At 62.1% G+C, this 13,940-nt stretch carries 6 protein-coding genes; 3 read left to right on the forward strand and 3 right to left on the reverse strand.

Annotated features, from left to right (window positions below; all coding sequences use genetic code 11):
- Positions 1 to 97 precede the first annotated feature (97 nt).
- Positions 98 to 2,773 carry a TonB-dependent receptor gene (locus tag IV454_RS14785; RefSeq protein WP_206092053.1) on the reverse strand — a complete coding sequence of 892 codons (2,676 nt, stop codon included), beginning with the start codon at positions 2,771 to 2,773 and terminating at the stop codon, positions 98 to 100.
- A 536-nt stretch (positions 2,774 to 3,309) separates the two neighbouring features.
- Here IV454_RS14785 and aroG point away from each other — a divergent pair.
- The 3 genes from aroG to IV454_RS14800 all read left to right on the forward strand — a co-directional run bounded on the left by aroG (position 3,310) and on the right by IV454_RS14800 (position 7,852).
- Positions 3,310 to 4,371 carry a 3-deoxy-7-phosphoheptulonate synthase AroG gene (gene aroG, locus IV454_RS14790; protein ID WP_206092054.1) on the forward strand — a complete coding sequence of 354 codons (1,062 nt, stop codon included), beginning with the start codon at positions 3,310 to 3,312 and terminating at the stop codon, positions 4,369 to 4,371.
- Between the two features lie 123 nt (positions 4,372 to 4,494).
- A complete protein-coding gene (locus IV454_RS14795; RefSeq protein ID WP_206092055.1) occupies positions 4,495 to 4,938 on the forward strand; it encodes a hypothetical protein in 444 nt (147 codons plus the stop codon).
- A 136-nt stretch (positions 4,939 to 5,074) separates the two neighbouring features.
- Entirely contained in the window at positions 5,075 to 7,852 is a 2,778-nt protein-coding gene (locus IV454_RS14800) for a TonB-dependent receptor plug domain-containing protein (RefSeq protein WP_206092056.1), read from the forward strand.
- 343 nt (positions 7,853 to 8,195) lie between these two features.
- Here the strand turns inward: IV454_RS14800 and IV454_RS14805 are convergent, their stop codons facing one another.
- A complete protein-coding gene (locus IV454_RS14805; protein ID WP_206092057.1) occupies positions 8,196 to 10,814 on the reverse strand; it encodes a TonB-dependent receptor in 2,619 nt (872 codons plus the stop codon).
- A 273-nt stretch (positions 10,815 to 11,087) separates the two neighbouring features.
- Positions 11,088 to 13,886: a TonB-dependent receptor gene (locus IV454_RS14810; protein WP_206092058.1), complete on the reverse strand. Its 2,799-nt coding sequence runs from the start codon at positions 13,884 to 13,886 to the stop codon at positions 11,088 to 11,090.
- Positions 13,887 to 13,940 lie beyond the last annotated feature (54 nt).

Consider the following 13,940-nt stretch of genomic DNA (forward strand, 5'->3'; position numbering starts at 1 on the left):
GCCGGCCGCTTCAACCGTCGTCGCCGGCACCGTTTCACCTTGGGGGCGCACCGCTGGTGCGCCCTTTGCGTTTTGCCGGCCGGCCTCCTGGGCGCACTCAGAATTTGTACGTGGCCCTCAGGTAAAACGTCCGTCCGAGCGGGTCCGTGTAGCGCGGATCGTAGCCTTGCTGGAAGGCGGTACTCTGGACCGTGAAGGGCGGGTCGTCGTTGAGCAGGTTCTTGACGCCGGCGGTCACGCTGACTTTCTGGTTCGCCGCATACGTGCCCGCCAGGCTCCAGGTCGAGTAATGTCCGACGCGGCCGGGCACGACCCCGTTTTCATCTGGCTGATCGTCGTAACCGGACAGGTAGCGGTTGGACAGGGTCATGGTGAACGGCCCACTGGCCCACCCTAGGCTGGCATTGTGACGCCAGCGAAATACCGGACTGGCATCGGCAAAGCGCCCCGCGTTGACGGTGAACGGCCCGTTGCGTTCGTTCTGGTAGTCGTAGCGGTCCACGTAAGTGCCATCGACCGCCAGGGTAAAGTTGCCCAAATTGCCGCGCGGTAGACGCCACAGCAAGCCCAGGTCGACGCCGCGGGTCTTGACCTCGCCCAGGTTCTGGGTGAGCGTCAGCACGTAGTCGAGCCGGGTGCGGGCGGCATTGTAGAAATACAGGTTCTGGTATTTCTGGTAGTTGCCGAAGACCGATTCCTCCGCCAGTGCGCTGATCTGGTCCTTGAGCCGGATATCCCAGTAATCGAGCGACAAGGTCAGCTCGGGCGTCGGTTCGAGCACGATCCCGGCGCTGTAGGTGCGCGAGCGTTCCGGCTTGACGTCCGGGTTGCCGCCCTGGCGCTGCTTTTGCTGCTGGTCGCAGGCGAGATTGGGATTGGCCCCGGGAACGGGCGTACCGCCCGGACACAGCACCGGATCGTTCCAGGGGTTGCCGGTGTTGGTGGTCGTCTGCGGCCCGTGCAAATCGTACAAGGTGGGGGCGCGGAAGCCCTTGTTGAAGGAGCCGCGCAGCAGTACCTGTTTGCTGGGCTGCCAGCGCAGCGCCACCTTGGGGTTGAAGCTGTGGCCGAAGTCGGTGTAATCGTCGTAGCGCGCGGCCAGATTGACTTCGAGGTCCTTGATGACCGGGATGTTGAGCTCGGTGAACACGGCGCCGATATTCCGGCTGCCGCTCTGGTCCTGGGCGTCGGCGTAGCCGGAACTGGACGCCTGGCTGGCCAGCGCCCGGTTGACCCGGTAGCCGGCTTCGTCGCGCCGGAATTCGCCGCCGATCGCGAAACCGAGCGGGCCGGCGGGCAGGGTGGTCAGCTCGCGGCTGGCCTTGACATCGATCGCGGCGCTCTTGATCCTGGCGCGCAGATATTCGCCCTTGAGCAGTGACTGGCTCAGAAAATCGTTGCCGGCTGGTGTCTGCTCGCCGAACGGGTTGAGCAAGCCATTGCCCACGCCCTCGATGATGCGCTCATCGATCACGTAGCCATTGGTAAAGGCGCTGCGGGCCCGGCCCACCGCATACGACAAACCGGCGCTGTAATCCCAGCCGCCGAGCGTGCCCTCGATGCTGGCCAGCAGGCGGTCCGACAGGCTCACGTCGAGGCCTTCGCGCTTGCCGGTCACCAGCGGCCGCCAGCTGACGTCGAGCGGCTCGCCGGCAAGGCCGGCCACGGCCGGGGTGATGCCGCGGCCCGGATAGAAGGGGCTGGTATTGCTCATGGTCAGGCCGATGCCGGCCAGCGGCGGCGGCGCCACGCGCGCTTCGTTGGTGCTGCGGCTGTGCAGGTATTCCAGGGTGGCGGTGTGATCGGCCCCGAGTTTTTTGCTGAAGCGGCCGAGGAAGGTTTCCTGCTTGGTCAGCGGAATCAAGTCGATGAACTGGGTCGAGTCGAAGCGGCAGTTCGGCGCGCCGCTCAGGTTGGGGATCGAGTAGGGCGGACGGCATCCGCTGGCAAAGCTGGGATTGCCCGAGATGCCTTCTTCGGAAAAAAAATTTGCGGGGAAGGTAGTGCCGCTGGTCTGGTACAGGCCGCGTTCGGGACGCACGCCGGTGCGCGCGAAGTCGCGGTCGGCGGCCATCAGCGGCGACTGGCGGTGCAGGTCGACGATGCCGAGCAGATTGTAACCGTCGGTGGCCAGGTCGCCCCAGCCGCCGATGACATTGATGCGCTGCTCGTCGCCGCCGCCGGAGCCGGTCGGTTCGTACGCTTCCACGCTCACTTCCATGCCGCGGTAGGAACGCTTGGTGACGAAGTTGATCACGCCGCCGATGGCGTCGCTGCCGTAGATGGCGGAGGCGCCGTCGCGCAGCACCTCGACCCGCTCGAGCGCGGCCACGGGAATGATGTTCAGGTCGACCGTATCGGCGAAGAACGGGTGGTTGGCCAGGCGCCGGCCATTGAGCAGCACCAGGGTCTTGTCACCGCCCAGGCCGCGCAGATTGGCGGTGGCGCGCCCGCCAGTGCCGGCGCCGACCGACTGGGATGAGCCGATGGAGGTCTGGTTCATGGGAATGGTGGCCAGCACTTCCTGTACGGTCGAGAGGCCCTGCTTGGCGAAGTCCTCGGCCCGCAGCGAGGTGATCGGCAGTGCGGTTTGCGCCTCCAGGCGTTGCCTGATCGAGGTGCCGACGATTTCGACTTTTTGCATCGGCTGGGAGGCGGCGGACGCCTGGGCCTGGGCCTGGGCTTGGGCTGGCAGGGCCAGCACACCGGCGCCGAGGAGGGCGCCGCCGGCACACAAACGGCGAACGGCGGCGGATAGAATTTTTTCAATCATGTCATGCTCCAGTTGATCCAGTTAACTCGGATAGCGCGCCCGCCGGCGGACCGGAAGGCGATGGAATGTCCCTGCCGAGTACGCCACATCGGGAAACTGATCCAGCTCAGGTATCCGGGCGGAAAAATGAAGCGATGTTTGATGCAGCGCAAGGCCCGACAAGGGGGCTTGGTGACCGAGTTTTGCACCCGGTGCGTTGATGCGACTGATCTGGATCAAACGTGACAGGCATCGGCGCGCCCATTGTGGGGAAGGCGCAACCGCTTGTCGGGTGGGGTCGTGACGGGCGCCGATAAAACAGCTTGCCAATTTGCAGGAATTGTTGTTATAGTCGTTGCACTACTTTTGGATTCTTGCCATGCACAACGTCGTTTTCTTTACCTGCTACTTTTACTTTAGCAATTCCAACCCAAAGGCGGTGGAGTAGCGGCAGGTTCACGTAGCAACGACGAGATCCAGCAACATCCAGAAAACCGCCAGCCATGGCGGTTTTTTTTTAGCCCGACCATTTGAATCACCCAGCCACGGAGAACACCATGCCACGCACCGACGATCTACGCATCCGCGAAATGAAGGAATTGACGCCGCCCTCCCACCTGATCCGCGAGTTCGCCTGCGGCGAGCGCGCCGAGCAGACCGCCAGCGCCTCGCGCGTGGCCCTGCACCGCATCCTGCACGGCCAGGACGACCGCCTGATGGTGGTGATCGGCCCGTGCTCGATCCACGACACCAAGGCGGCCATGGAATACGCGCGCCGCCTGGTCGGCGAGCGCGAGCGCTTCAAGGGCGAGCTGGAAATCATCATGCGCGTGTACTTCGAAAAGCCGCGCACCACGGTCGGCTGGAAGGGCTTGATCAACGATCCGTACATGGACAACAGTTTCCGCATCAACGATGGCTTGCGCATGGCGCGCGAACTGCTGCGCGACATCAACGAGCTGGGCTTGCCGGCCGGTACCGAGTACCTGGACGTGATCAGCCCGCAGTACATCGCCGACCTGATCAGCTGGGGCGCGATCGGCGCGCGCACCACCGAGTCGCAGGTGCACCGCGAACTGGCGTCCGGGCTGTCCTGTCCGGTGGGCTTCAAGAATGGGACCGACGGCAACATCAAGATCGCGGTCGAAGCGATCAAGGCGGCCTCGCAGCCGCACCATTTCCTGTCGGTGACCAAGGGCGGGCATTCGGCGATCGTCTCGACCAACGGCAACGAGGATTGCCACATCATCCTGCGCGGCGGCAAGACCCCCAACTATGACGCCGCCAGCGTGGAACTGGCTTGCCAGCAGATCGCGGCCCAGGGCCTGGCGGCGCGCCTGATGATCGACGCTTCGCATGCCAACAGTTCCAAGAAGCCGGAAAACCAGGTGCCGGTGTGCGCCGATATCGCGGCCCAGGTGGCCGGGGGCGACGAGCGCATCGTCGGCGTGATGGTGGAGTCGCATCTGGTGGCGGGGCGCCAGGATCTGGTGCCGGGCAAGGAACTGGTGTATGGCCAGTCGATCACCGATGGCTGCATCGATTGGGACAGCAGCGTGGCGGTGCTCGAAGGCCTGGCCGCGGCCGTGCGCCAGCGCCGCCTGCGCCAGGACCCATGACGCCTCGCTGACATGACGGGCGGGGCTGCGTCGGCACCCCGCTGTTGATGCGGCGGGCGATGCGGCGCGCTATGCGACGCGCTATGCGACGCGCCGCCGTGCGCGCGCGTATCGAACGGCGCCATGCCGGACAAGGCGCGCTTGAATCGGGCCGAATCGCCTTCCGCGACGAACGGGCGCGGCTGCGCATTGCATACGACGGCAATCAATTACCTTTATTCAATCACAATTTCCCCGCTTGCACGCAAAAAAATGCCGCGCGAACGTATGCACGGCACCAAGCCTGTTGTTTATATACATATTCCGTATTTACCATTGACATCAAATATTCCCATATGTTTCTATCTTGGGCTTGATTGGCAAAAAGGCATAGATGTCGAACGCCAATCGACAAGTCGCTTTAAGCGAAGTGAAGAAGTTCAGCCGACGGAGACAGCGCTATCAGGAACTCGGCTGGTTGTACCTTGCACCGGAAGGACTCCGCAATCCGAAGCCCGGCCACCGCAAGGTTCGCTACTTAAATTGATGCACCCTCCAAAAGATGGTGTTAATACTAATATTTTATAAATCAAGGGATTCACACATGATGACGGAAACCGTTTTATCGCGTTCACTGCGCCTGGTTTTTTCGGGCGGTATCGCCGTCGGCCTTGGCCTAGCAGCACTGCCTGCCGTGGCACAGACCGCTTCCCAGGACAATTCGATGCAGCGCGTCGAAATCACCGGCTCCTCGATCAAACGCGTCGCCGCTGAAACCGCAATGCCGATCACCATCCTGCGCCGCGAAGACATCGAGCGCACCGGCGCCACCTCGGCCCAAGACCTGGTCAACCTGATTCCCGGTAACTTCGGCGGCAACGTGGCGTCGAACAACGTCGGGGCCTCCGGCGTACCGTCGACCGCCAACCTGCGCGCCCTGGGCGCCCGTTACACCCTGGTGCTGCTGAATGGCCGCCGCGTGGCCAACTACGCAGTCGGCAACAACCCGGTCGACTTGAATTCGATTCCGCTGTCGGCCATCGAACGCATCGAAGTACTGCGCGACGGCGCTTCCGCCGTGTACGGCGCCGATGCGGTCGCTGGTGTGATCAACTTCATCCTCAAAAAAGACTACAAAGGGATGGAAGTATCGGCCTACAAGACCCACGTCGACCAAGGCGGCGGCAATACCACCAGCTTTAACCTGACCGGCGGCTTCGGCGACATCTCGACCGACCGCTTCAACGTGCTGTTCAGCGCCAACCACGAAGAAAACGATAAACTGCGCGCGTCCGACCGCAGCTTCTCGACCACCTCCGTGCGTCCCGACCTGGGCATCAACAAGTCCTCGCCGCGTAACGGCGTGCCCAACCTGAAGTTCACCGATTCGCTCGGCAACAGCTATGTCGGCGTGAATCCTTACCGCTACAACGGTTGCAAGAACGATGAATTCAGTCTGGTGGTCATCAGCGAAAAAGGCTGCGGCACCGACTATGTCAAGTACATCGACCTGGTGCCTGAAGCGAAGCACGACAACATCGTTACCCGTGCCGTGTTCAAGGTCAACGAAGGCATGGAACTGTTCGCCGAAGCGGCTTACACCAAGGACAAGATGATCGCGTCCGCCTCGCCGGCGCCTTACACCAATCAAATGAAGTATCCGATCAATGGCCGCTTCTATCCGAAGACGATCAAGCTGCCGAAGGGCCTCAAGCTGCCGGCGGGCTACAAAATGCCGAACGGCACTGTTACGACGGCAGAGAGCGTGCTTGCGGCCGACATGGACGTGACGCCGACAAGTGAGCTGGAGGGTACTTGGCGAACTGTCGCCGGTGGCGGCCGCAACGACCTGACCAAGACCGAGAACACCCGGATCGTGGTGGGTGCCAAGGGCACGATGGCGGGCTGGGATTACGAGACCGCACTGACCTACGGCAAGAACGAAGTCGAGATCCAGTTCGGTCCAGGCAAGTTCAGCTACGCTAAGCTGGAACCTCTGGTCAAAAAGGGTGAAATCAATGTATTCGGTACGCAAGATGCGGCCAGCCTGGCGGCTTTGCTGGGTTCGCAACTGAGCGGCTTTGAAAACGGTGGCACCTCGACCTCGAAAGAGTTCGATTTCAAGATGTCCAAGGAATTGTTCACCCTGCCGGCCGGCGCGGTGGGCTTTTCGGTCGGCACCTCGTATCGCAAGGAAAAGCTGACCCAGGTGTCGTCGGATGTCCTCAAGAATGGTGACGAGGTTGGCGGCGCGGGCGAAGTTCCTGGCGTGTCCGGTGATCGTCAAGTGTATGGCCTGTTCTCGGAAGTGGTTGTTCCGGTCGTTAAGGGTCTGGAACTGAGCGGCGCCGCGCGCTACGACAAGTACAAGAACGGTTTCGGTACCCAATTCGACAACCTGAGCCCGAAACTGAGCTTCACCTACCGTCCGAGCAACGTGATCATGGCGCGTGGTTCGGTGGCGCGCGGCTTCCGCGCCCCAACCCTGGTGGACAACCTCAATCCGAAGGCGCTGAACAACACCTCGTCGAACTTCAGCGATCCGGTGCGTTGCCCGAACGGTAAGGAAGTCGACAGTAAAAATATCGTTGGCGACCGGCAGGATGAGTGCAATGTTCAGCTGACCACGCAGAACAGCGGCAATCCGGACCTCAAGCCTGAGAAATCGAAGCAATACACCTTGGGCCTGGTATTCCAGCCAACGTCGACCATCAGCGGCTCGATCGATTACTGGAATGTGAAAATCGATAAGTCAATCAACGCGATGTCGGAAAACACGGTGTTTGGCGATCCGGTTGCCAACGTCAATCAGTTCTACCGGTATGATCCGGAAATCGAAGATAAGTACTTAAAAGCGAAAGCCGAAGCAGAAGCGCACAATCTGCCGCCTCCGCCAGTGCCGGTCGGCGGCATTAAGCTGCCTTATGCCGCCAATACCAACAAGGACTTCCCGCTCGCCTACGTGGCCCTGCCACGCGTGAACACCGGCAAGTTCTATGCCGCTGGTGTCGATTTCAACCTGAACTATCGCCAGAAGATGGGCGACATGGGCACGGTTGGCGCGAACTACGATTCGACCTACTACAGCAAGCACGGCTACCAGTACCAAGGCTCGCCGGAAGTTAGCGACCTGGGCAACTACAAGGACTTCGGCCCGACCCCGCGCTATCGTCACATGCTGACCCTGAACTACGGCCTTGGCCAGTGGAGCGCTTCGGTAACGCATAACTACACCAAAGGCTACTGGGACTATACCGACCCAGCGTCGATCGCGCCTGACTATCCAGAGCTGCGCAAGGTCGGTGCCTATTCGACCTTCGATGCTACTCTTGGCTGGAAACCGATGAAAAACGTGAGCATGACGTTTGGTATCAAGAACATCGCGGACGAAGATCCACCATCGTCGCGCAATGCCTCCAACTTCCAGGTGGGTTACGATCCAACCTTCACCAACCCACTGGGTCGCACGTTCTACGCACGTCTGAACTACAAGTTCCTGTAATTGCCGGGGTGCGCGGCGGTTGACAGACAGCCATCGCTTACCCTTGTAAGAAACTTGTATGACGTAAAAAACCCCGCCGGACGTTCTGTCCGGCGGGGTTTTTTCTATGGGCGGACGGTGCGCGCTCGCGATGGCCGGCCCTGATCTTCTCGCGGCGCTGGCGCCGGGTGCCGATCTCACCGTCCCTCTGTGGAAGGAAGGCTGCCGTGACGAGCAAACCACGACGGCTGGCAGACGCCCTGAGGCCGCGCCCCGCCGCACTCCCATCACGCACGAGTAATCCATGCCGTACGGACGAAAAAAAACCGCCGGACTGCGGCGGTTTTTTGTCAGCTCAATCCGCTCAGAAAGCGTAGCTGGCGCGCAGGTACACGGCGCGCCCGATCGGGTCGCTGAAGCGTGGATCGTAGCCCTTCTGGAACAGGGTGCCCTGGTTCGAGAATGGCGGCTGTTCGTCCAGCAGGTTCTTCAGGCCGGCGGTCAGGGTCAGGCCCTTGATGCCGCTGTAGCTGCCCGACAGGTTCAGCAGGCTGTACGCCTCGACCTTGTGCTTGAACTCGGGATCGACCTGATTCTGGTCCTGGTACGCCGACTTGAACGATTGCGACAGGGTCGCGCCCCACGGGCCGCTCGACCAGTTCAGCGCGGCGGTATGCTGCCAGCGGAACACCGGCGCCATGTCGGCGTAGCGGCCCACGTTGTGGATGAATTCGCCATTGCGCTCGTTCTGGTAATCGTACTTGTGCACATAGGTGCCATCGACCGTCACGTTGAACTTGCCAACGCTGGTGTTCGGCAGGCGCAGGGTCAGGCTGACGTCGACGCCATCGGTCTTGACTTCGCCCAGGTTGTTGAGGAAGTCTTCGATCGCGTTCGGTGAACCGTCGGGATTGCGCAGGAACAGCGCCTTGTAACGTGCGTAGTTGCCGTAGATCGTTTGCTCCGGCAGGGCCGCGATCTTGTCCTTGAGATGGATGTTCCAGTAGTCGGCCGCGAAGGTCACGCTCGGGATCGGCTCGACCACGGCGCCGAAGGAGAAGGACTTCGATTTTTCCGGCTTCAGGTTCATATTGCCGCCCTGCAGCTTGAACTGTTGCAGGTCGCAATCGCGCAGCGGATTCGAGCCTGGCTGCGGCTTGCCGCCAGGGCACAGGATCGGATCGCTGTAGCTGTCGTTGGTATCGTTGCGCGATGGCGGTCCGTTTTTCTCGAACAGGGTCGGGGCGCGGAAACCGGTGCTGGCCGAACCGCGCACCAGCAATTGCGGCATCGGCTGGTAGCGCAGGCCGATTTTCGGGTTGGTGGTGTGGCCGACGTCGCTGTAGCGGTCGTAACGGGCCGCCAGCTGCATTTCCAGTTCCTTGGTGAATGGCAGGTTCAGTTCGCTGAACAAAGCCTGGATATTGCGCGAACCGGTCTTCGACAGGGAACCCGACAGGCCCGAGCTCGATGCCTGCGAAGCGATCGCACGGTTGACGTTGAAGTCGGCCGTCTCGCGCCGGATTTCAGTGCCGACCGCCACGGCCATCTGGCCGCCGCCCATCGCCATCAGGTCGCGGCTGACCTTGAAGTCGAAGGCGGTGTTCTTCACTTCGGCGCTCTGCACGCGGCCGCGCAGGGCGGTGCTGTCGAGGTAAGTCTTGCCGGCCGCATCCTGCAGCGCGAACGGGTTGAGGATGCCATTGGCCACGCCGGCCGCGAATGCGGCGTCGGCTACGTAGCCGCCCACGAAATCTTCGCTCGACTTCGATACCGAGTGCGACAGGCCGCCCTTGTAATCCCAGCCCGCCAGCAAGCCTTCCATGCCGAGCACGATTCGGTCGGCCTTGCCTGCCGAATCGATGGTGCGCTGGCCCGATTCAAGCGGACGCCAGTTGATCGACAGCGGCTCGCCCGACACCCCGCTCTTCGGATAGAACTTGCTGGTGTTCGGCATGATCAGCCCGGTCTGCGGCGGCGGCGCCGTGCGCGAGGTCACATCATTTTGCGAATGCAAGAATTCCAGGCTGGCCAGATGGTCGGCGCCCAGCTTCATGCTGCCGCGCGCGAAGATGGCCAGTTGTTTCTGGTCGGGCATGCTGTCGATCTGGCGCGTGTAATCCTGGCGGCAGATGCCGGCCGCGTTCGGCACCGAGAAGGGCGGGTTGCAACCCGTGGCCCAGCCCGGATTGCCGGACTTGTCGGCGCCGGCATCGTAGTAGTTGCCGGGGAAGGTGGTGCCGGAAGTGAGGTTCAGGCCGCGGCTCGGGACGATCCCGGTTTTCGAGAATTCGCGCTGCTGCGAATTGATCGATTCCTGCTTGTGCCAGTCGACCACGCCGAAGACGTTGAAGCCGTCCTTGTCGAGGTTGCCGAAGCCGGAGGACAGGTTGATGCGCTCTTCATCGCCGCCTGCCTTGCGCGGGCGCACCAGTTCGCCGGTGATGGTGGTGGTGGTGACCGAGCGCTTGGTGATGAAGTTGATCACGCCGCCGATGGCGTCGGTGCCGTAGATCGCGGAAGCGCCGTCGCGCAGCACTTCAACCCGGTCCAGGGCGGACAGGGGAATCATGTTCAGGTCGACGCTGGAGCTGTCGTACGGGTGGTTGGCGAGGCGCCGGCCGTTGAGCAGCACCAGGGTCTTGTCGCCGCCCAGGCCGCGCAAATCGGCGCTGGCCTGGCCGCCGGTCGGCAAGCCGCTGCTGTTGCCGCCAACGACGTTGCCGCTGCCCATGGTGGTCTGGTTCGATGGAATGCGCGACAGCGCTTCCTGGGCCGTGGTCAATCCCTGCTTGATGAATTCGTCGGCTTTGATGACGCTCAGCGGCGTGGCGGTTTCGCTTTGCATGCGCTTGATCGACGATCCGGTGATCTCGACGCGCTGCATTGGCTGGCCGTCCTGTGCGAACGCCGCGCCTGCGAGTCCGCCGCCGGCGGCGAAGATCGCGCCCAACGACAGGGATAATACGGTTGGCTTCATCATGCTGTTCAACTCCATCCAAAAGTGAGAGGGGACTATAGAATCATCAGGTAGTGCGGGTGTCAATCGTGCAAGATTAGCTTTGATCAAAATACAACGGAAATGAGTAAATTGTTTAGCTTGATTTACAAAGTAAGCTTCCAGTCAGCAATCATGTTCCTGCAGGCAGCAACTGGCGCGGCGCGACAGTGCGTGCATATACATACTGGCGCGGCAGGACAATGAAAAAGGGCGACACCAGCGCGTCGCCCCTCATGCGGTCCCTACCGGTTCAGGCTAGAACTGGTAGCGCGCGCCGGCCTTGAAGTAGCGGCCGATGGCGCCGCTGGCATCCATCGGGTTGTAGCTCATGCCGCCGTAGGTGAGTGGATCGAGCGGTGCGATCTTGTCGAACACATTGTTGATCGAACCGAACAGCTGGAAGTTCTTCGACACGTTGTAGCGCACCGACAGGTCGGTCGAGGTGAACGAGGCCAGGGTGCATTCGGCGTTCGGGGCCGGCCTGCCGTCGGCAAACTTCGACGCGCAGATGTCGCCCTCGAATCCCACGTTTTTCATCTTCGAGCGGTAGTTGGTGGTGGCCGTCAGGTTCAGGTCTTGCCAGTCCCAGCCTGCGACAAAACTGATCTTCTGCTTGGGCGTGCCGGCGCAGTTGGAGGTGTCGCAGTTGCCGTGGGTGCCGGCGTACTGGTACTTGACGGCGGCCGACTCGGCCCGGATCCACGAATCGATGTAGGTCCAGGTCAGGCCCAGGTTGGCACGGCCGAAGTCGCCGAGGCGGAACTTCTGCTTGATGTCCACGTCGACGCCCTTGATCTCGGTGAAGCTCGAATTGCGATACGGTGCGTTCGAGATCAGGAGGGTGCCGGTGTTCGGAATGGCCACCCCGCCCACCACCAGGTTGTTATCGGCACGCACGGCGGTCGGCAGGGCTGCCGCTTCGTTGTACGGCAGCGGATTGATTTCGTCGCTGCGCTTGATCTTCCACAGGTCGACCGACAGGCTGGTATCGTTGAGCGGATCCCAAACCATGCCCAGGGTCATGCCTTTCGAGGTTTCCGGCTTCAGGTTGGGGTTGCCCACCTTGACTGCGGCCAGCGAGACCGAGCAATCGGTGGCGCTGCCGCCGCCGGCTGCCGGCGTGCCGCCAGGACAGCGGATCGGATCGCGCGTGGTGGCGGTGCCGGTCGAACGCGACGAGGCGCTCGCTTCGGCGGCGCCCGGCGCGCGGAAGCCTTCCGAATACGTGCCGCGCAGGGCGAAGGTTTTGAGCGGGGTCCACTTGGCGCCGAATTTCGGCGTGCTCGACGAGAAGTTGGTGTACTTGTCGTAACGCAGCGCGGCCGACAATTCCACCGATTTCAATACCGGCGCCGCCACTTCGAGGAAGACCGCCGAAATCTTTTCCTGGCCCTTGGCGGCCACGTAGGACGAGTTGATGCTGCCGTCCTCGGTGCCCGACAGGGATGGGTTGTCGAGTTTTTCGCGGCGGTGTTCGCCGCCCACGGCCAGGCCCATGGCGCCGCCCGGCAGCTGGAACAATTCGCGCGAAGCCTTGAAGTCGACGATGTCGAGCTGGGTGGTCGAATGCGAGGTGGCGGTGCGCACCATGGCCGCGTACAAGGAGGCCGGGTTCTTGCCGGCCTGCTCGCCGATGTAATACGGGAAGTACTGGCTGGCCGAATTGCCCAGCGCATCCTTGACCACGCGCAGGTTCAGCATATTGCTGTACAAGAGATCGAGTTTCGATTCCGAATGGACGTAGGAGGTGTCGAAATCCCAGCCCATGGCGGCGCCCTTCATGCCCACCACGATCCGGTTGAATTCATTGTTGACCGAACGCTCGCTCGGACCGACATCGAAGGCCGAGTAGCGCACGCGCACCGGCACGCCGTACGGGTTTTGCGGGTGGTTGGCGGCGAGCATCATGGTGGTGCCGGCGCCGGAACCCCAGTTGGTCACGCCGGTCGGGTTGCCGGCCGATGGCGGACCGGCATAGGTGCGGGTGATTTCGCCGGGAACCAGGGTGAACGAGGTATCGCGTTTCGAATAACCGAGTTCGCCGTAGACTTGCAAGTCCTCGCCCAGCTTCTTGGTGGCGCGCGTGTACAGGTTAAAGCCATCGACCTGCGGCTGCATCGAACGGAACTGGTCGTGGTGCCACAGGCAGCCGCCTTGCGGATCGCTGTTGGCGGTCTTCGACAGGGCGCTGCAGCCGGGCAGGGACACATAGGTATTGTTGGCCGGGTTGCGGATCGAGCCGGTCGGGCTGGCGCCGGTGTTGTTGCTGCCGGCCAGGTAGCCGGAAGCGAACTGGGTATCCATCGCATAGCCGTACGGACGCAGGTCGCCGTGGCCGATCCAGGCGCGGTTGGCGCGGTCCTTGTTTTTGAGTTCGTTGTTGGTGTAGTACTCGGCGTTGACCAGCACGTTGTAGCCGTCGGCATCCAGGGTGCCCTTGCCCCAGGTCAGCGAACCCTTGGCCATTTCGCCGTCCTTGTATTTGGACTCGCCCAGGGTGCCCTTGGCGATCAGGCCCGTGAAATCCTTGCGCAGGATGATGTTGACCACACCCGCGATCGCGTCCGCGCCATAGGTCGAGGAGGCGCCGTCTTTCAGCACTTCGATGCGCTCGACCGCTTCCATCGGAATGGTGGACAGGTCGGTAAAGCTCTTCTGGCCATCGTCGGCGCGTGCGAACGGCGCCATGCGGCGGCCGTTGAGCAGCACCAGGGTCGAAGTGGCGCCGAGGCCGCGCAGCGAAATCGCGGTCGAACCGGCGGCAAAACCGTTGCCGAAGCCTGTCGGCAGGGAACCGGCGCCATCGGCGGTCAGGGTCTGGAGGTATTCCGCGACCGTGCCCTTGCCGGACTTGGCCATGTCTTGCGCGGTAATCACTTGCACTGGTGACGCGGTTTCGGCGGTGGCGCGCTTGATGCTCGAACCGGTGATCTCGACGCGCTGGATGGGTGCTGCTGCAGCTGCGTCTTGCGCCATGGCCGGCGCGGCCACGGAAAATGCTGCCGAAGCGATCGCCAGAGAGACGGCGTGCGCAATTGCGGTTTTTCTAAACATGTGTAACTCCAGAGGGTATCAATGTTAAAGACGTCTGTATCTGCATGCCTGTTT

The sequence above is a fragment of the Massilia antarctica genome (genome assembly GCF_015689335.1).
Lineage (GTDB): Bacteria > Pseudomonadota > Gammaproteobacteria > Burkholderiales > Burkholderiaceae_D > Telluria_A > Telluria_A antarctica.

What these genes read in the sequence shown, in the direction of transcription:
- IV454_RS14785 (WP_206092053.1), bottom strand. Translation starts at nt 2,773, where the DNA reads ATGATTGAAAAAATTCTATCCGCCGCCGTTCGCCGTTTGTGTGCCGGC.
- aroG (WP_206092054.1), top strand. Translation starts at nt 3,310, where the DNA reads ATGCCACGCACCGACGATCTACGCATCCGCGAAATGAAGGAATTGACG.
- IV454_RS14795 (WP_206092055.1), top strand. Translation starts at nt 4,495, where the DNA reads ATGCCGGACAAGGCGCGCTTGAATCGGGCCGAATCGCCTTCCGCGACG.
- IV454_RS14800 (WP_206092056.1), top strand. Translation starts at nt 5,075, where the DNA reads ATGCAGCGCGTCGAAATCACCGGCTCCTCGATCAAACGCGTCGCCGCT.
- IV454_RS14805 (WP_206092057.1), bottom strand. Translation starts at nt 10,814, where the DNA reads ATGATGAAGCCAACCGTATTATCCCTGTCGTTGGGCGCGATCTTCGCC.
- IV454_RS14810 (WP_206092058.1), bottom strand. Translation starts at nt 13,886, where the DNA reads ATGTTTAGAAAAACCGCAATTGCGCACGCCGTCTCTCTGGCGATCGCT.